The sequence below is a fragment of the Caballeronia sp. INML1 genome (assembly GCF_023631085.1).
Lineage (GTDB): Bacteria > Pseudomonadota > Gammaproteobacteria > Burkholderiales > Burkholderiaceae > Caballeronia > Caballeronia turbans.
This window is the reverse complement of record NZ_JALQDT010000001.1, coordinates 141,867-160,241: the sequence shown is the minus strand read 5'-3', so window position 1 is coordinate 160,241 and position 18,375 is coordinate 141,867. Positions and strand designations below refer to the sequence as shown.

The 18,375-nt window shown below is 64.6% G+C and carries 18 protein-coding genes; 4 read left to right on the top strand and 14 right to left on the bottom strand.

What is annotated here, in order from left to right; genetic code table 11:
- Nucleotides 1-121: 121 nt before the first annotated feature.
- Entirely contained in the window at nucleotides 122-448 is a 327-nt protein-coding gene (locus NCR38_RS00775) for a DUF1840 domain-containing protein (protein ID WP_061116941.1), read from the bottom strand.
- A gap of 286 nt (nucleotides 449-734) precedes the next feature.
- Between NCR38_RS00775 and argS the strand changes: the two genes are divergently transcribed.
- From argS to NCR38_RS00755, 4 genes are all read left to right on the top strand, one after another.
- Nucleotides 735-2,519, top strand: a complete 1,785-nt coding sequence (gene argS / locus NCR38_RS00770; RefSeq protein WP_250476183.1) for an arginine--tRNA ligase — start codon at nucleotides 735-737, stop codon at nucleotides 2,517-2,519.
- A 136-nt stretch (nucleotides 2,520-2,655) separates the two neighbouring features.
- Nucleotides 2,656-3,405: an SPOR domain-containing protein gene (locus NCR38_RS00765; protein ID WP_250476182.1), complete on the top strand. Its 750-nt coding sequence runs from the start codon at nucleotides 2,656-2,658 to the stop codon at nucleotides 3,403-3,405.
- 151 nt (nucleotides 3,406-3,556) lie between these two features.
- Entirely contained in the window at nucleotides 3,557-4,204 is a 648-nt protein-coding gene (locus tag NCR38_RS00760; protein WP_250476181.1) for a thiol:disulfide interchange protein DsbA/DsbL, read from the top strand.
- A 14-nt stretch (nucleotides 4,205-4,218) separates the two neighbouring features.
- The gene (locus tag NCR38_RS00755; RefSeq protein WP_061116811.1) at nucleotides 4,219-4,992 is read left to right on the top strand and encodes an SDR family oxidoreductase; all 774 of its coding nucleotides are present in this window, start codon (nucleotides 4,219-4,221) and stop codon (nucleotides 4,990-4,992) included.
- 87 nt (nucleotides 4,993-5,079) lie between these two features.
- Here the strand turns inward: NCR38_RS00755 and NCR38_RS00750 are convergent, their stop codons facing one another.
- The 13 genes from NCR38_RS00750 to motA all read right to left on the bottom strand — a co-directional run bounded on the left by NCR38_RS00750 (nucleotide 5,080) and on the right by motA (nucleotide 18,332).
- On the bottom strand, nucleotides 5,080-6,393 hold the full coding sequence (locus tag NCR38_RS00750) for a DUF3443 domain-containing protein (RefSeq protein ID WP_250476180.1): 1,314 nt from the start codon (nucleotides 6,391-6,393) through the stop codon (nucleotides 5,080-5,082).
- A gap of 17 nt (nucleotides 6,394-6,410) precedes the next feature.
- The gene (locus tag NCR38_RS00745; protein WP_061116809.1) at nucleotides 6,411-6,941 is read right to left on the bottom strand and encodes a DUF2844 domain-containing protein; all 531 of its coding nucleotides are present in this window, start codon (nucleotides 6,939-6,941) and stop codon (nucleotides 6,411-6,413) included.
- Between the two features lie 252 nt (nucleotides 6,942-7,193).
- On the bottom strand, nucleotides 7,194-7,898 hold the full coding sequence (cheZ, locus tag NCR38_RS00740; protein WP_061116808.1) for a protein phosphatase CheZ: 705 nt from the start codon (nucleotides 7,896-7,898) through the stop codon (nucleotides 7,194-7,196).
- A 2-nt stretch (nucleotides 7,899-7,900) separates the two neighbouring features.
- Nucleotides 7,901-8,296, bottom strand: coding sequence for a chemotaxis response regulator CheY (gene cheY, locus NCR38_RS00735; protein ID WP_035497920.1), 396 nt, complete (start codon nucleotides 8,294-8,296; stop codon nucleotides 7,901-7,903).
- Nucleotides 8,297-8,347: 51 nt separating this feature from the next.
- On the bottom strand, nucleotides 8,348-9,469 hold the full coding sequence (locus NCR38_RS00730) for a chemotaxis response regulator protein-glutamate methylesterase (RefSeq protein ID WP_061116807.1): 1,122 nt from the start codon (nucleotides 9,467-9,469) through the stop codon (nucleotides 8,348-8,350).
- On the bottom strand, nucleotides 9,466-10,188 hold the full coding sequence (gene cheD, locus NCR38_RS00725; protein ID WP_061116806.1) for a chemoreceptor glutamine deamidase CheD: 723 nt from the start codon (nucleotides 10,186-10,188) through the stop codon (nucleotides 9,466-9,468). Before cheD ends, NCR38_RS00730 begins: the two co-directional genes overlap by 4 nt.
- Nucleotides 10,185-11,108 (bottom strand): CheR family methyltransferase, encoded by a 924-nt coding sequence (locus NCR38_RS00720; RefSeq protein ID WP_061116940.1) that lies wholly within the window; start codon nucleotides 11,106-11,108, stop codon nucleotides 10,185-10,187. The genes cheD and NCR38_RS00720 overlap by 4 nt, the downstream gene beginning before the upstream one ends.
- Before the next feature lie 157 nt (nucleotides 11,109-11,265).
- On the bottom strand, nucleotides 11,266-13,098 hold the full coding sequence (locus NCR38_RS00715; protein WP_250476179.1) for a methyl-accepting chemotaxis protein: 1,833 nt from the start codon (nucleotides 13,096-13,098) through the stop codon (nucleotides 11,266-11,268).
- Between the two features lie 22 nt (nucleotides 13,099-13,120).
- Nucleotides 13,121-13,603, bottom strand: a complete 483-nt coding sequence (gene cheW, locus NCR38_RS00710; protein ID WP_086960815.1) for a chemotaxis protein CheW — start codon at nucleotides 13,601-13,603, stop codon at nucleotides 13,121-13,123.
- Between the two features lie 82 nt (nucleotides 13,604-13,685).
- Nucleotides 13,686-15,956, bottom strand: a complete 2,271-nt coding sequence (gene cheA / locus NCR38_RS00705; protein ID WP_061116803.1) for a chemotaxis protein CheA — start codon at nucleotides 15,954-15,956, stop codon at nucleotides 13,686-13,688.
- A gap of 61 nt (nucleotides 15,957-16,017) precedes the next feature.
- A complete protein-coding gene (locus NCR38_RS00700) occupies nucleotides 16,018-16,395 on the bottom strand; it encodes a response regulator (RefSeq protein ID WP_061116802.1) in 378 nt (125 codons plus the stop codon).
- A gap of 67 nt (nucleotides 16,396-16,462) precedes the next feature.
- A complete protein-coding gene (gene motB, locus NCR38_RS00695; protein ID WP_250476178.1) occupies nucleotides 16,463-17,458 on the bottom strand; it encodes a flagellar motor protein MotB in 996 nt (331 codons plus the stop codon).
- 13 nt (nucleotides 17,459-17,471) lie between these two features.
- On the bottom strand, nucleotides 17,472-18,332 hold the full coding sequence (gene motA / locus NCR38_RS00690; RefSeq protein ID WP_061116800.1) for a flagellar motor stator protein MotA: 861 nt from the start codon (nucleotides 18,330-18,332) through the stop codon (nucleotides 17,472-17,474).
- Nucleotides 18,333-18,375 lie beyond the last annotated feature (43 nt).

Sequence of the window (18,375 nt, the reverse complement as noted above, 5' to 3'; positions counted from 1 at the left end):
TAAATTGCGCGCTGTGCTTGCTCATAAAAAACACCCCAAGTCGTTGGACGGTTGTCCAACTTTTGGGGTGCAGTTCACAACGATGCGGGTTTTTGTTTGCCGGCGCGGCGGATCCGTGAAATCAGACGCCCCAGAGAATATCCGTGTTGTGCTTTTGCGCGAGGCGCAGCATGTCGAGGAACGGATAAGCGCGCTGCGCGAGCCCGATGGGAATCTCGTGCGGCTCGTGCCCTTCCTCGCCTTCGTGGAAATGGCCGTCGTGCTCGGCGCGCACTTTCTTGTCGGTGACGATAGCGGCTTCGAGTTTCTGAATGGCCGAAGGCAGTTCTTCGTGCGTGACGACGCCCCTCTCGGTGAGCTGTTTGCCGATGATGCCGAGCAAGTACTCCGCGAGGTCTTCGAGCATCATGACATCCGGTGCGGCAGGAGTTTTGAATGTGATGAGCATGGCATGGTCCTTTTGTTTATGTTGGGTCATGGGCGGTTTGCAAACCAAACGCGCAGACGAGCCGGTCTCCCTGACAACATGACGACACCCTGATTCGACATATTAGCACCTGCTAAAATCCCCACTTTGTAGGTATATAACCGGGCTTAGTCCGTTATATGTCTGCGAGGCCTCGCAGACATGGCGAATGGCGTCCGCAACGAGCCGCAACCGGGCCGCAAGCGCGCGCCATCCTCAATCCAATCGCCATACCCATCCGGACTCGCTCCACTGGATCACATTCAGCATGCTGCCCGCACATAAACACACTCTCGAAACGCTCATCACCGACGCGGTCCAGCAGGTCGCGCAAGCCACTCAAGGCGCCAGCGAAGCGGCCTTCGTCACGCCTTCGATCGTCCTCGAACGACCGAAGGTCGCGGCGCACGGCGACGTGGCATCGAATGTCGCGATGCAGCTCGCCAAGCCGCTGCGCGCGAATCCGCGCCAGCTCGCGCAGCAAATCGTCGATGCGCTGCTCGGTCTTCCGGCCGCGAAGGGTCTCGTCGAGAGCGCCGAAGTGGCGGGTCCCGGCTTCATCAATCTGCGTCTTGCCGCCACGGCGAAGCAAGCGGTGATCCCGGCCGTGCTGGGCGATGGCGCAACGTTCGGCCGCTCGACGCGCGACACGGGCAGGCACGTGCTCGTCGAGTTCGTGTCGGCGAATCCGACCGGCCCGCTGCACGTCGGCCACGGCCGGCAGGCCGCGCTCGGCGACGCGCTCTCGAACCTGCTCGAAACGCAGGGCTACGACGTGCACCGCGAGTTCTACTACAACGACGCGGGCGTGCAGATCAACAACCTCGCCGTCTCGACGCAACTGCGCGCGCGCGGCCTCAAGCCGGGCGACGCCGAGTGGCCCGAGGCCGCATACAACGGCGAGTACATCGCCGACATCGCGCGCGACTACATGGCGGGCGAAACCGTCGCGGCGAAAGATGGCGAGCCGGTCAAGGGCAAAGGTGACGTCGACGATCTCGAAGCCATCCGTCATTTCGCGGTCGCGTATCTGCGTCACGAACAGGACATGGATCTGACCGCGTTCGGCGTGAAGTTCGACCAGTTTTATCTGGAGTCGTCGCTGTACAAGGAAGGCCGCGTCGAGAAGACGGTCGCGGCGCTCGTCGATGCAGGCAAGACCTACGAGCAGGACGGCGCGCTGTGGCTGCGCACCACCGACGACGGCGACGACAAAGACCGCGTCATGAAGAAGTCCGACGGCACCTACACGTACTTCGTGCCGGACGTCGCGTATCACGTGACCAAATGGGAGCGCGGCTACACGAAGGTCATCAACATCCAGGGCTCGGACCATCACGGCACGATCGCGCGGGTGCGCGCCGGCCTGCAAGGACTCGGCGTCGGCATTCCCAAGGGCTATCCCGACTACGTGCTGCACAAGATGGTGACCGTCATGCGCGACGGCCAGGAAGTGAAGATCTCCAAGCGCGCGGGCAGCTACGTGACGGTGCGGGATCTGATCGAATGGTCGGGCGGCCTCACGCCGGGCCACGAAACCGCGCCTGACCAGATCGACGAGGACACCATCCGCCGCGGCCGCGACGCCGTGCGCTTCTTCCTCATTTCGCGCAAGGCGGATACCGAATTCGTGTTCGACATCGACCTCGCGCTCAAGCAGAACGACGAAAACCCGGTCTACTACGTGCAGTACGCGCACGCGCGCATCTGCACGATTCTCAGCGACTGGAAGGAACGCTACGCGGGCGACGTGTCGAAGGCGGCGCAGGCCGACCTTTCGCCGCTGTCGAGCGACCGTGCGATGGCGCTGCTCAACAAGCTCGCTGAATTTCCGGAGATGCTCGCCCACGCCGCCGACGAGCTCGCGCCGCACGCGGTCGCGTTCTATCTGCGCGACCTCGCTGGCGAATTTCACTCGTTCTACAATGCGGAGCGCGTGCTCGTGGACGAAGAGAAGGAACGCACCGCGCGCATCGCGCTGCTGGCCGCCACGCGCCAGGTCCTCGAAAACGGTCTCGCGACCATCGGCGTTTCCGCTCCTCGAAAGATGTAATCGTCCGCTGCCCCGCTACGCGCACCGAAATTCGGAATTTTCGGCGTGCGCGGACGGGAGCCTGGCGCAGGCGTGTCTTGACCCACGGCTATAATCGTCGCCCAACCAGAAGACTTTCACGCAGGTGATTCATACGATGGCACAACCACGCCGTACATCGAAGCAGTCGAAACAAACCGGGGGGACGTTTATCGGCATCGTGCTGGGCCTGATCGTCGGCCTCGCGATCGCCGTGATCGTCGCGCTCTACATCACGCGCGCGCCCACGCCCTTCGTGGCAAAGGTCGCGCCGCCTGCCGACGCCAACTCCGCACCCGCCGCCGCGCAGCCGTACGACCCGAACCGTCCGCTGCAAGGCAAGTCGCCGGGCCAGGCCGTGCCGCAAGCCGCGCAGCCTGCGCCGCCGAACACCGCGCCGGGCCAGACCAACAACCAGACGCAGTCGTCGGGCGTGCTCGACGAGCCGCAAATCGTCGAGGTGCCGCCGTCGGGCGGTACTGCATCCGCGCCGAAGACCGCGAGCACGACGCCCGCGAAGAAGCCCGAAAGCGCGCCGAACGCAACGAGCAACGCCAACGCCACGCCGCCGAAGGGCGGCTCGGCGCCCGCTACGGCGAAGGCCACGCCGCCCGCGCCCGGCGAACCGAACACCGGTTATTTCCTGCAAGTGGGCGCATACAAGACCCAGGCGGATGCCGAGCAGCAGCGCGCGCGTCTCGGCTTCCAGGGCTTCGAATCGAAGGTCACGCAGCGCGATGCGGGCGGTGTGACGTACTATCGCGTGCGCATCGGGCCGTTCGCGAAGTTCGAGGACATGAACACCGCGCGTCAGCGGCTGTCCGACGCGGGCGTCGATACGGCCGTGATCCGTTTCTCGAAGCAATAACGCAGCAAACGAAATCGCGTGTGTGCGCGGCCGCGAGACGGCCGCGCAGGCGCAAGCGCCCGGGCGTTTAAGTGTGGCTTAAGCGTCGTATGTCCCACTTATGCACCTGCTTTTTGTTCCGTCGCGTATCCATTGCGTACCCTCCTCAATCATGAAAAAAATCTTTAGCGCGTTGGCTCTCTCCCTTGGCATCGCAGCCGCATCGATGAGCGTCGCGAGTTCGGCGATGGCCGCGCCCACCGCAGGCAAGGACTACACCGTGCTGCAGGCGGCTCAGCCGATCGCGTCGCCCGCAGGCAAGGTCGAGGTCATCGAATTCTTCTGGTACGGCTGCCCGCACTGCAACGAATTCGAGCCGTACATCGAGGCATGGGCGAAGAAGCAAGGCCCGGACGTGGTGTTCAAGCGCGTGCCGGTGGCGTTCCGCGACGACTTCATCCCGCACTCGAAGATGTATCACGCGCTCGATGCGCTCGGCGTCGCCGAGAAGGTCACGCCGGCCGTGTTCAACGAGATCCACGTGAAGAAGAACTATCTGCTGACGCCGCAGGCGCAGGCGGACTTCCTCAAGACGCAGGGCGTCGATCCGAAGAAGTACATGGACGCGTATAACTCGTTCTCGACGCAAAGCGCGGTGCAGCGCGACGCCAAGTTGCTGCAGGATTACAAGATCGACGGCGTGCCGACGATCGTCGTGCAGGGCAAGTACGAAACCGGTCCGGCGATGACCAACAGCCTGCCGGGCACGACGCAGGTGATGGACTTCCTCGTTCAGCAAGTCCGCGACAAGAAGCTGTAATCCCGTTCGCCGGCATGACTGCAGTTCGCCTGAAGGTCTTCATCACCGGCGCATCGAGCGGCATCGGCCTCGCACTGGCCGAGGAATATGTAAAGCGCGGGGCCGTGCTCGGCCTCGTTGCCCGCCGCGCCGATTCCCTCGCCGCCTTCGCGGCCCGCCATCCTCAAAGCACCATCTCGATTTACCCCGCCGACGTGCGGGACGCCGACGCACTCGCCGATGCCGCGCGCCGCTTCATCGCGGAGCACGGCGCGGCGGATATCGTCATTGCGAACGCCGGCATGAGCCGCGGCGCGCTGACAGGCCACGGCGATCTCGACACCTTCCGCGCCGTGATGGACGTGAACTACTTCGGCATGGTCGCGACATTCGAGCCCTTCGTCGCGTCGATGACAACCGCGCGGCACGGGACGCTCGTCGGCATTGCGAGCGTCGCGGGCGTGCGCGGATTGCCGGGCGGCGGTGCGTACAGCGCGTCGAAATCGGCGGTGGCGAAATATCTCGAAGCCTTGCGCGTCGAGATGCGACCCCTTGGCGTAGCCGTCGTCACGATCGCGCCGGGCTACGTGCGCTCGGAGATGACCGCGCACAATCCGTATCGGATGCCCTTTCTCATGGACGCCGACCGCTTCGCCGAGAAAACCGCCGACGCGATCGAACGCAAGGTGCGCTATGCGACCTTTCCCTGGCAGATGCGCATAGCAGGCGCGCTGATGCACGCGTTGCCGCGCTGGCTCTACGACGCGCTCGCCGAGCGCGCCCCGCGCAAGCCGCGCGCGGGCGAGTGAAAAAAAACCGGCTGCGCACAAAACGCAGCCGGTCTTTCATTTGGCGGAGCGCCTGACCGGAATCATCCCGGTCAGGTCATCGGCACATCAGAACGCGATATAAGCCCGGTTGTTCGGCAACTCGTATCCGACATACACATGCCTGCCGAAGAAGAACGGCAGGCCGAAGTCGAAGAAGTTGGACATGCCCAACTGGCCGCCGAGACTATTGAAGGCGAACTTGCTCCTGCCCTGTGTCAGCGTGCTCGCGTTGGCGAGCAGGAACGGCACGACCGCGCTGTTGCCTTCCGTGCCGGCGATCGTCGTCGACAGTGACTGCTGCGAGCTCGGGCAATAGAACGCACTCGAACTCGAGCACAGCGGGAAGCTGTCCTGGAAGAAGTTGCCGTTCGATCCCGTGTCGAAGAACGTCTTGTACGTCTTCCCCTTGTAGGTGCCGCTCAGGTCGCCGTAGGGGTCCGTGCCGTACTTCGTCACGTTGCTCACCGAATTGTTGCTCTGCGTGCCGATGCCGAATATCAGCACGCCGGTCGCACTGGCCGCGCCGTTATCGGGGACCGGCGGCAACTGCACGATCACGCCGTTGTTGTTGACCGCGAACTTCGTGACGGGATTCGTCACCTGCTGCGCGAGCGGCACGGCGACGGGCGAGCAATTCGCGCCGTTATTGCACGAGAAGTACATTGCGTTGAGCGACGTGCTTACGCATCCGTTGCCGCAGTCGTACGTTTGCGGGCCGATGCCGAGAATGCCGTTCGCGCCGATGTCGTCGATCGTATTTTCGTCGCTGCCGGACGGACAGCCGTTATCGCCGGTCGGCGCCGCCGACGCGTCGAGGTCGCCGATGATCTGGATCGGCACGTTCGACGCGACTTCCGTACCCATCTTCACGTCGGCGGTGCGCACGGTGCCCCACGTATAGCCGTCGGCGAAGCCCGCGCATTCGGCGAGTTGACCGCCGTTCGATGCGCGCGAACCGGGCAGACTGCCGAGCACGGATTGCGCCGCCGATCCGAGAATGCGCAGGCCGAACGACGCTGTATCGAGCTGAATGTTGTTGATCTGCTGGCACACCGACGAGCCCGGCGCGCACACCGTCACCGACACGTTCGGAATGTTGACGAAGCCCGCGACGCCCGAGTTGACGTTGATCGGCACCGCGTTCGTGCCGTTGGGCGCGATGGGCTGCGCGTTCGCGCTGCTGGTGCTCGAGCTGCCGCCACCCGAGCCGCCGCCGGAGCCGCCGCCGGACGAGCCGCCGCTGCTGGAACTGGAGTCGTCGCCGCCGCCGCCGCCGCACGCCGCGAGCATGACGGAAAGACAGAGCACGCCGAGCCAGCGGGCGAAGCCGCCGCGTCGGGAGGAAGAGATGGCGGGATCACCGCTTGTCGTTCGATGCATACTGAGACTCCCGTCGCTTACTGGATATCGCTGGCGGACACGCCGGCGGGCAACGATTGCGGCAAATACGCGCTGCCCGCGAACGAGCCCATGTGACCGCCCGATTCCACGACGAGCCCGGAACCCTGCACGCTCACCGGCCCACGGCCGCCGCGTGCGGCGCGCTGCGCCTTCAGGCCCTGCTGATACTGCGGGAAATAGTTGCCGAGCAGGCTGGCTAGATCCGGCACGCGCGGCCCATGCCACGCGATGCCGAACACGACGCCCTGCGCGGACAGGTATTCATTGACGATCGTGCCGCTCGCGAGCGTGGTCGAGCGAACGGTGTAGTTCGACGCCGATGTCGCCGATGCGTTCGACGCACCGCTTGCGACCGCTGCGCGCGCGACCGCTTTCGTGGATTCAGCGGTGGCGCCCTGCGGCGCGTTCATCGGCTCGCCGCCGAGCACTGCATAGGCGGGTGCGGCTGCGCACACGCTCAACGCGCCGGCGACGAACGCGAGCGCGCTTACAAGATGCCCATGACGGGATTGCTTCGGTGCCTTCACTGGGCCTCCTCTGGGTTACTGATTGCCCGCGCGCCTCTGCTCGCGGCCGGCTCTTGACGATTAAGTGACAGATGCGCCACTGGAATTCGTCCCTGTTTTTTCGAGCACGGGATATCGCCAGTATGCCAGCCACGAGGAATAGACCAAACGTTCGCGAGCGCACACAATAAAAAACGCGAAGCGCAATGGTATGCGCTTCGCGTGACTTTGCAACGCTGCGTACGTCGAATTGACGGCTACTTACGAAACGCCTCAGAAGCCGAGACTCGCGAGCAGATCGTCCACTTGCGATTGATCCTGCACGACGTCGCTGCGCCCTTCCGGATTGATCTGCGGTCCGTTGAGCAGGCCTTCCGGACTGCCGGTCGCCGATGACATCAACGCCGCCGCCGATGCCGCGAACTGCTCGCGCCGCTCTGGCGCGATATTTTCGAGCAACACACCCAGCAATTGTTGCTCGATCAGATACACGACGTCCGTGATCTTCTTGATCACCTGCCCGGTCAGATCCTGAAAGTCCTGCGCGAGCATGATTTCGAGCAGCTGCGCGTTGGTCGCCTGGGTCCGCTCGGGCACGCTTTGCAGGAACGTGCGCGTCTGCGCGAGAAGCTCGCCCGCTTCGCCCTGCGCGAGCGGCGCCTCGTACCATTTGGCCCAGCGCGCATCGAGCGACTGCGCCTCCGTCTGCATCGCTTCCTGCACGGGCTTCGCGAGCTCGATCGCGTTGAGCGCGCGCTCGGCGGCCTGCTCCGTCATCGTCGCGACGTATTTCAACCGGTCGCGCGCGTCGGGCACGGCTTGCGCGGCGGCTTCGACCTGCTTGTCGAGGCCGAGCTCGCGCATCGAGTCGCGCAAGGTGCGCGTCAGTTGCCCGATGCGCGCGAGGATGCGATCGCTCGACGGATCGCCTTCGCTTTCGGCAACCGCGGCTGCGAATTCAGTGGTCAGATCGTTCACGATCAGCTCCCGGCTTTGGCCATCTTCTCGAGAATCTTGGTGAGCTTCTCGTCGAGCGTGGCGGCCGTGAAGGGCTTCACCACATAACCGTTCGCGCCCGCTTGCGCCGCCGCGATGATGTTTTCCTTCTTCGACTCCGCCGTCACCATCAGCACCGGCAGATGCGCGAGCGCCGCGTCCGCGCGGATCTGCTGCAGCATCGAAAGGCCGTCGAGGTTCGGCATGTTCCAGTCGGTGATCACGAAGTCGAAGCCGCCGCCGCGCAGGCGTGCGAGACCCGCCGCGCCGTCTTCGGCTTCGTCGACGTTGCCGTAGCCCAGTTCCTTGAGCAGGTTACGCACGATACGGCGCATCGTCGGAAAATCGTCGACGACGAGGATCTTCATGTTCTTGTCCATCTTTACTCCCTTGAGTTCTCAACGCGGCCGCGCCGCTTAAATCCAAAAAGTTCAGACGCGCTGCACGCGTTCGCCCATCGAGGCAAGGCGCGCCATCACGCGCCGGCTCATTTCAGAGAGCGGCGCGACTTCGCTTGCGCCGCCCATTGCAATTGCTTCGCGCGGCATGCCGAACACCACGCAGCTCGCTTCGTCCTGCGCGAGCGTGTATGCGCCCGCCTGCTGCATGTCGAGCAGACCGGCGGCGCCGTCGCGGCCCATGCCGGTCAGGATCACGCCGATGGCGTTCTTGCCCGCGTGCTGCGCCGCCGAGCGGAACAGCACGTCGACCGACGGCCGATGCCGGTTTACCGGCGGTGCATCCGACAGATGCGCGACATAGTTCGCCCCGCTTCGCGCGAGCACCAGATGCGCGTGGCCCGGCGCGATATAGGCGTGACCCGGCAGCACGCGCTCGCCGTGCTCCGCTTCCTTCACGGTGATACGGCACAGGCCGTTCAGGCGCTGCGCGAACGACTTCGTGAAGCCCGGCGGCATGTGTTGCGCGATCAGCACCGCGGGCGCATCGGGCGGCAGCGGCACGAGCACTTCGCGGATGGCTTCCGTGCCGCCCGTCGAAGCCCCGACGATCACGAGCTTTTCCGTCGACACGAGCGGATTGTTGAAATGCGGCGCGGGCTTGTGCGCAGCCGCGTTCGACGGCGCGCCCGCCGCGTGCGTGGTCTGCTTCACGCGGGCGCGCGACGCGGCGCGAATCTTGTCCGCGAGCTTTTCGGCGTAGTCGAGCATGCCGTCGCGAATGCCGACCTTCGGCTTCGTGACGAAATCGACCGCGCCGAGCTCCAGCGCGCGCAGCGTGATTTCGTTGCCGCGCTCGGTCAGCGACGACACCATCACGACCGGCATCGGCCGCAGGCGCATCAGCTTCTCGAGAAAATCGAGGCCGTCCATGCGCGGCATTTCGACATCGAGCGTGAGCACGTCCGGGTTGTGCAGCTTGATCAGCTCGCGCGCGACGAGCGGGTCCGGCGCGGTCGCGCACACGTGCATGTCGGGCTGCGAATTGATGATCTCGGTCATCAGGCTGCGCACGAGCGCCGAGTCGTCGACGCACAGCACCTTGATCGTCGGCACGGCCTGCGCCTTCGTATTCGTTGCGTGGGTGAGTGTCATGCTTCCTCCACGGTCTTCATGCGCGATGTGAACAGTTCCGCGCGCGGCTTGCCCTGCGCCGTGAACAACTCCGCGCGCGGCTTCGCGACCGTCGCGTTCGACTGAAACAATTCGACGCGCGCACGCGCCTTCGCAAGCCGCTCGGCGCGCTCTTCCGGCGTGCGCTGCACGAGCGCCTGCTCGCGTTCGACCACGATCGGATCGTGCGCGGTCTTCAGCTTCTTGACCATCACCTGGCCCGAGCGCGGCATGAACGCGACCTTGCGCGGATGCATGCCCTGCAAATCCTCGGCGACGATGCGAATCTTCTCCAGGGCGAGATAGCGCCGCACGAACTCCGAATTGCGATCGCCGATATTGATGGTCGTCATGCCCGCGAGCACCGCGCCGCCGCCGAACACTTTCGCTTCGAAGCGCTCGCGCCGGCCGCCGCGCTTGATGAGCTCGTTGATGAGCACTTCCATCGCGTAGGCGCCGTAGCGCATCGAATCGGACGATGCATGCGACGCGTCGGAACCGTCGTCGGGCAGCATGAAGTGATTCATTCCGCCGATGCCCGCCGTGCGGTCATTGATGCACGCCGCCACGCACGACCCGAGCACGGTGACGAGCACCATGTCCTCGCTCGTCATGTAGAACTCGTTCGGCAGGAGCTTTACGCCCGGCTTCTTGAAATGATTGTCGAAATAGAGATTCGACGCGATCGGCAGTCCGCTCATGCCGCCTCCCCAGCGAGCGCGCGCTGCGGCTTTGCCGTCGGCTTCAGGTCGCGCGACAGCTCGTACACGGTCTGCCCGCGCAGCCTGAACGCCTGCGATACATACGTGAAGTTCTCCGAATGCCCCGCGAACAACAGCGCGCCCGGCTTCATCAGCGGTTCGAAGCGCGAAAGCACTTGCCCTTGCGTCGGCTTGTCGAAGTAGATCATCACGTTGCGGCAGAAGATCGCGTCGAACGGGCCTTTCACGTCGTAGCGCGCATCCGTCAGATTGACGCGGCCGAAGTTCACCATCGCGCGCAGTTCGGGGCGCACTTTCACGAGCCCCGCGTGCGAACCCGTGCCCTTCAGGAAGAAACGCTTGAGCCGCTCGACGGACAACGCCTTCACCTGATCGAGCGAATACACGCCCGCTTCGGCCTTCGCGAGCACCTGGCTGTCGATGTCGCTCGCGAACACCGTGCACTGGCGCGCCGCGTGCTCGCCCAGCGCTTCGACGAGCGTCATCGCGATGGAATACGGCTCCTCGCCCGTCGATGCCGCCGAGCACCACACAGAGAACGGCTGCTGCCGACGTTTCACGAACTCCGCGAGAATCGGAAAGTGATGCGACTCGCGAAAGAACGCCGTGAGGTTCGTGGTGAGCGCATTGACGAACGCTTCCCACTCGGCGTTGTCGTCGTTCGTTTCGAGGCGATCGAGATACTGCCTGAACGTGTCGATGCCGCAGGCGCGCAGTCGGCGCGCGAGGCGGCTGTACGCCATGTCGCGTTTGTGATCCGACAGCGAGATGCCCGCGCGCCGATGAATCAGCTCGCGGATGCGGGCAAAGTCCGCCGTCGTGAATTCGAAATCGCGCTCGACTTCCGGACCGCGCACACTGGCGGCCAGCTCGATGCGCGGGTTGCGCGTTGCCATCATGATGTTTCGTGCTTCCTTGACACCCTTAGCGGCGCCGGATGGGGCGCGTTCTTCGCGCGTGGCCATGCGGACTCGCGCGCGCCGTGCGTTTCGATGAAACGCCGGCTTTCGATCCTGATGCGCGATGCCTGCATGGCCGTGTTCGTTTCGGATTCGGTTAGAAGGTTTCCCAGTCGCCGTCGTCGGCGGTCGTCGCCTTGGCGCGCGGCGCGGGTGCGGACTTCACGACGCTGGCGGGCTTGACCGTCGGCTTGCTGGCGGGCTTGCCTGCTTCCTTGATAACGGCCGCTTCCGGCGCAACTTTCGCGTTTCCTGCGGGCGTCACGCGCTTTTCGACTGTCGGCGCGGGAACAGCCGAAGGCTCGATGCGCGCCGCCGGTGCCGACGCCTTGATGCGCGCCGCCGCCGTCGATGCGCTCGCGCGCACCGGCGCCGCGCTTTCGAGGCGCCATTGCGCGACCACGTCCTTCAACTGGCGCGTCTGCTCTTCGAGCGACGCCGCGGCCGCCGCCGCCTGCTCGACGAGCGCGGCGTTCTGCTGCGTCACGCTGTCCATCTGCGTGACGGCGCGGTTGACCTGCTCGATGCCGTCGGACTGCTCTTCGGACGCCGCGCTGATTTCGCCCATGATGTCGGTCACGCGGCGCACCGCCTGCACGATCTCGCCCATGGTCTGGCCGGCGCGCGCGACGAGTTCCGTGCCGCTGTCGACCTTCGCGGCCGAATCGCCGATCAGTGCCTTGATCTCCTTTGCCGCCGCCGCGCTGCGTTGCGCGAGCGAGCGCACTTCACCTGCGACCACCGCGAAGCCGCGGCCTTCCTCGCCCGCACGCGCCGCTTCGACGGCCGCGTTCAACGCGAGAATGTTGGTCTGGAACGCGATGCCTTCGATCACGCCGATGATGTCGACGACCTTGCTCGAGCTCGACGCGATCGCGTGCATCGTCTCGACGACCTGCTCCACGACCGCGCCGCCCCGCGACGCGATATCCGATGCGCTCACCGCGAGCTGGCTCGCCTGGCGTGCGTTGTCGGCGTTCTGCTTCACGGTGCTCGTCAGCTCTTCCATGCTCGACGCCGTTTCCTGCAGTGACGCCGCCTGCTCCTCCGTGCGCTGCGACAGATCCGTGTTGCCGCTCGCGATTTCATGCGCGCCGACATCGATCGATTCCGCGCCGCGATGCACCGAGCCGACCATCGCGGTCAGGTTGCCGCGCATGCGTTCGATGCCCGCGAACAGGCGGCCGATTTCGTTGGTCCGGTCGGTGTGCGCGGACTGCGTGAGATCGCCGCGCGAGATGCGGTCGAAGTGATCGACGGCATCGTTGATCGGCTTGACGATGAGGCTCGAGAGCGCCATGCGGGTGCCGATCAGCATCAGCACCGCGAGCACGAGCACCGCGCCGATCGCCATGTTGAGCGCCGCGATATGCGAAGCCGTGCTCGTGCGCGAACGTTCCGCGTGCTCCTGATGCGACGCCACCGCGGCCGTCACCGCCTGATCGAACGAGACGAACATCGGGCTGATCTTCGTGTCGGCGATCGCGTGATACGCGGCCATGTCGTTCGCACGGATTGCGGCGAATTCCGGCTCCACGCCGGTCTTCACGAGCGCGTCGCGTTGAGTCACGAGCGCGTCGAGCGTTTCCTTCGGCAGCATCGGCTTCGGCGTGTCGAGGTAGAGCTTCCAGTTTTCGTTGCTCTTGTCGAGCAGATACTGGCCGCGATCGATCGCCTTCTTCGCTTCTTCCGTGCTGCCCGCTTCGGTGAGCGAGCGCACGCGGTCGAGCGTGATGCGCGAGCGCAACAAATACGACGACGTTTCCGACAGCGCGCGCATCGCGACCAGGTCTTCCTGCGCGAGCGACGCAAGCGATGCGCCGGCGGAGTTGAGCCCGGTGAGCGCGAGCGCGCCGATCAGCGCCGCGCATCCGGTGAACAGCAAGGCAACGAGCGTGAGCGTCGTGCGGATCGACAACTTCTTCAGCATGGCTTCTTTCTCGCTTCGCTCGTTATGCGGCGACGGAGTCGATCAACTCCATCTCGCGGCTCGTCATGAGCTTTTCGATGTCCATCAGGATCAGCATGCGGCCGTCGACGGTGCCGAGGCCCGTCAGATATTCCGTCGCCAGCGTGCCGCCGAATTCGGGCGCGGGCATGACCTGCTCCTGCGTGAGCGTGAGCACGTCCGACACGCCGTCGACCACCATGCCGACCACGCGATGCGCGACGTTCAGGATGATCACGACCGTCTGGTTGTCGTACTCGACGCGGCCCAGATTGAACTTGATGCGCATGTCGACGATCGGCACGATGATGCCGCGCAGGTTGATCACGCCCTTGATGAACGCGGGCGCATTCGCGATGCGTGTAACGTTGTCGTAGCCGCGAATTTCCTGCACCTTCAGAATGTCGATGCCGTATTCCTCGGCGCCGAGCGTGAACACGAGGAATTCCTGTCCGGCGGCTTCGGCGTGCTGGGCGTCGCGACGCATGGTGCCGGTCTGCGATGCGTTTTGAATCGATTGAATGTCTGCCACGAGAGCTCCCTTTTGGCCTGTCGTTGGTCTGATGGTGTTAGTGAGAGTGCGCGCCGTGCTGTGCGCGCGATTCGCGGTTGAGCGCGGCCACGTCGACGATCAGCGCCACACTGCCGTCGCCCAGGATGGTCGCGGCGGAAATGCCGTGCACCTTGCGGTAATTCGTTTCGAGGTTCTTGACGACGACCTGCTGCTGGCCGACGAGCTCGTCGATCAGCATCGCAAAGCGGCGTCCTTCCGTCTGCATGATGGTGACGATGCCCTGCGTGGGCTCGGTGCGCGCGCCTTCGACGTCGAACACGCGATGCAGCGCGACGAGCGGCAGATATTCGCCGCGCACACGCACGACGCGCTCGCCGTTCGCGACCGTGTAGATGTCTTCGGCGACCGGCTGCAGCGACTCCATCACGAAGTTCAGCGGCAGAATGAAGATCTCGTTGCCGACCTTCACCGACATGCCGTCGAGAATCGCGAGCGTGAGCGGCAGCACGATCTTCGTCGTCGTGCCCGCGCCCTGGCGCGACATGATTTCGACATGGCCGCCCATCGACTGGATGTTGCGCTTCACCACGTCCATGCCGACGCCGCGGCCGGAAATATCGGTCACCTGTTCGGCGGTCGAGAAGCCCGGCATGAAGATGAGTTGCCAGACTTCTTCGTCGCTCATGGACTCGGAAACCTGCATGCCCTGCTTCTGCGCCTTCGCGAGAATCTTGTCGCGGCGCAGGCCGGCGCCGTCGTCGCTCACTTCGATGACGATGTTGCCGCCGTGATGCGCCGCCGACAGCACGAGCTGGCCGGTGGTGGACTTGCCCGCCGCGCGGCGCGCTTCCACGGTCTCGATGCCGTGATCGAGCGAGTTGCGCACGAGGTGCGTGAGCGGATCGATGATGCGCTCGATCAGGCTCTTGTCGAGCTCGGTCGCCTGACCGAACGTGACGAGCTCCACTTCCTTGCCGAGCTTGCCGGCGATGTCGCGCACGAGGCGCGGGAAGCGGCTGAATACGTAATCCATCGGCATCATGCGGATGGACATGACGGCCTCTTGCAGGTCGCGCGCGTTGCGCTCGAGCTGCGCCATGCCGTTGAAAAGACGGTCGTGCAAGGCGGGATCGAACGTGCTCGTGGTTTCCGCGAGCATCGCCTGCGTGATGACGAGCTCGCCCACCAGATTGATGAGCTGATCGACCTTCTCCACGCCGACGCGAATCGAGCTGCCTTCCGCCGATGCGGCGGCCTGCGGGCGCCCTTTCTTCTCGGCGTCGCTCGCCGCGGATTTCGTCGGTTGGGCAGCGGACGGGACCTGCAAGCCCGCCGCCGCCGCCGATTCTTCTTTCACTGCTTCCTTGCCAGCCGCGGATGCGGGCGCTGCGTGCGCCTGCGATTGCTTCGGCTCCTCGTGTAGCGTGGGTTGCACTGCCGGTACTGCTGGCGCTGCTTCGGCGGATTGCGCCGCCGCGTCGCCACGGCCGATCGTGATCTGCGTTTCGTCGATCACGAAGCAGCACACGGCGACGATATCGTCGGCCGGGACGTCCGAGTCGAGCCAAACCACATACTCGGCGTCCGTCTTCTTGTCTCCGACGATGCTTCCCAGATTCCCCAGCTCCTCGATCAGAGTCGCCAGGTCCTTCTCGCCCACCCCCCGTAGCGTAATTTTCAGGTGGGGTCCTGCTTCCGCCGCCGGCGTGCCGGCAGCGGCTCCTGCATTCGTGTTCCCATCGGTCAGCTCGAACGCGCCGTCCCAGTTGCCGTCGTCCTCGATCGCGTCCGTCGCCTGCGCGATCACATGCACGGGCGGCGCGTTCGGGCCTTCGTAGGCGGGCGCGGCGTTCATGGTCGCCGCTTTGCTTGCCGCTTCGTTCTCCGTGCCCGGCAGCGCGGGCGGCTCGATCTGGCTCGCCTGGCCGCCTTCGGCGTGCTCGTTCTTCAGGCGTTCCAGCTTTGCGCAGATCGCCGCGGCCGCGGCCGCATCCGGCTCCGCGCTCGCGCGATAAGCGGCAAGCTGATCCGAGAGCACGTCCTTCGTCGCGAGGAACGTGTCGATCATGTCGCGGCGCAGGACGAGCTCGTTGTTACGCGCCCGGTCCAGCAGCGATTCGAGGATGTGCGTCGTTTCGGTGAGCGCGGTGAAGCCGAATGTCGCCGCGCCGCCCTTGATCGAATGCGCCGCGCGAAAGATCGCCGCGAGATCTTCCGGGTCCGGATTCGCGATGTCCAGAACGAGCAGCAGTTGCTCCATCTGCGCGAGCAGTTCATCCGCTTCGTCGAAGAAGGTTTGATAGAACTGGGTAATGTCGAGTGTCATGCTTGAGTCACCATCGGCGCGTTCGTGCGCGGGTTGTCTTTGGCTTTCGCTTCAGTTCAGTTCAGTGCTGCGTGTCTTCAGAGAGCGCGGCAACCAGTTCGGTCAGCAGGTCCGGATCGAGCGGTTTCTCGATCCAGCCCGTCGCGCCCGCCGAGCGCGCCGCGTCCTTGAACGGCTCACCGCCTTCGGTCGTGAGGACCAGAATCGGCGTCGCCCGGTAGGCGCGGTTCGCGCGCAGCGCCACGATCAGATCGAGCCCGCTTCTGCCCGGCATGTGCTGGTCGGTCAGGACGAGATCGAAGTGCTCCGCGAGCGCCCACTCCAGCCCTTCGTCGCCGTCCGACGCGACGGTCACTTCGTAACCCGCCGTCGCCAGCGTCGCCGAGAGGATTTGCCGCATCGCGGCTGAATCGTCGATTGCCAGAATGTTTTTGATCATGTTTGTCTCTTGCCGTGATGACGGTCGAAACGTGCCGAGTCTTGAGCCTGTTTTTCGGGGAATTTGCTCACCGCGCCGCAGGCCTGGCCGCGCTACCGCCGATGAAGCCGAACGAGGCCGATGGCTTGCCTTGCGCATCCGTGCCGTTGTCGAGCGTGGCGCCCGGGGAGCCGTCGTCGCGCAGCATCGACATTTCAGTCTTGCGATTGAGCACGATGACGCTGATGCGCCGGTTCTCCGGGTCGAGCGGATCTTTCTTGTTCAGGTTCTGCGTGGAGGCGAGTCCGAGCACGCGCATGACTTTCGCTTCGTCCATGCCGCCCGCGACCAGCTCTCGCCGCGACGCGTTCGCGCGGTCCGCCGACAGTTCCCAGTTGCTGTAGCCCTTTTCGCCGCCCGCGTACTTCACGGCGTCGGTGTGTCCCTGCACGACGATGCGGTTCGGCACGTCGTTCAGCGTTCTGCCGATCTCGCGCAGGATGTCGCGCATATAAGGCTGCACGGCGTCGCTGGAGAGCGCGAACATGGGGCGCTTCTGGGTATCGACGATTTCGATGCGCAAGCCCTGCTGCGTCGACTCGATGCGGATTTGCTGCTTGAACTGGTGCAGCGTCGGATTGGCCTCGATCGCCGCCATCAGCTTCACCTGAAGATCGTGCAGGCGCACCTGCTCGCGTCGCTCCAGTTCGCCTTGCGCGGCCTTGAGCAGTTGCTCGTCGGTGTCGGACGAGGCGCGCTGCGCGAGTTGCGTGCTGCCATCGGACCTGCGCGCCGAACCCGCTTCGTTGCTGGAGATGTCGCGCCCGCCGCCGGTGATGATGCTGTTGTCCATGCCGACGCTCTTGCCGCCGACCATCGCGGCCTTGAGCGGCATGTTGAAGTACTCGGCGATGCCGCGCCGCTGCACCGGCGATGTCGACGAAAGCAGCCACATCAGCAGGAAGAACGCCATCATCGCGGTCATGAAGTCCGCGTACGCGAGCTTCCACGCGCCGCCGTGATGACCCTTCTTGCCGGCGACCACGCGCTTGATGAAGATGGGGCGTTCGCTGTCGTTGCTCATCGCTGTGCTCCGGTCACTTCGACTTGACCCGGCGCACGTGTTCTTCCAGCTCGGAGAACGACGGACGTTCCGTCGAGAACAGCACCTTGCGGCCGAACTCCACCGCGATCGCGGGCGCGTAACCGTTCAGGCTCGCGAGGATCGTCACCTTGATGCACTGAAACATCTTGGTCTGCTCCGCGACGCGCTGCTCCGCGACGTTCGCGAGCGGTCCGATGAAACCGTAGGAAAGAAGAATGCCGAGGAAGGTGCCGACGAGCGCCTGCGCGATCATCTCGCCGAGAATCGCGGGCGGCTGGTCGGCGGAGGCCATCGTGTGCACGACGCCCATCACCGCCGCGACGATGCCGAACGCGGGCATCGCGTCGCCGACCTTCGTCAGCGCGTGCGCGGGCGCCTCGCCCTCGACGTGATGCGTCTCGATCTCCTCGTCCATCAGGCTTTCGATCTCGAACGCGTTCATGTTGCCGCTGACCATGAGGCGCAGATAATCCGTCAGAAATTCGACGATGTGGTGATCGTTGAGAATCCTGGGGTACTGGCTGAAGACCGGGCTCTTCGACGGATCTTCGATATCCGCCTCGAGCGCGAGCGTGCCTTCCTTGCGCGCCTTCGCCAGCAGCACATAGAGCAGGCCCATCAGCTCCATGTACATGTTCTTGTCGTACTTCGCGCCCTTGAAGAGCGTCGGGAGGACCTGAATGGTCGCCTTGATGGTCTTGACGTTATTGCCGAGGATGAACGCGCCGACGCCCGCGCCCCCGATCATCAGAATCTCGACCGGCTGCATGAGCGCGCCAAGGTGCCCGCCTTCGAGCGCGTAACCGCCAAAGACGGACAGCAATGTCACGAGCGATCCAACGAAAATCAGCACAGTCGAGTCCTCACGTTTTGATGCGGTAAGACCGCCGTTAAGT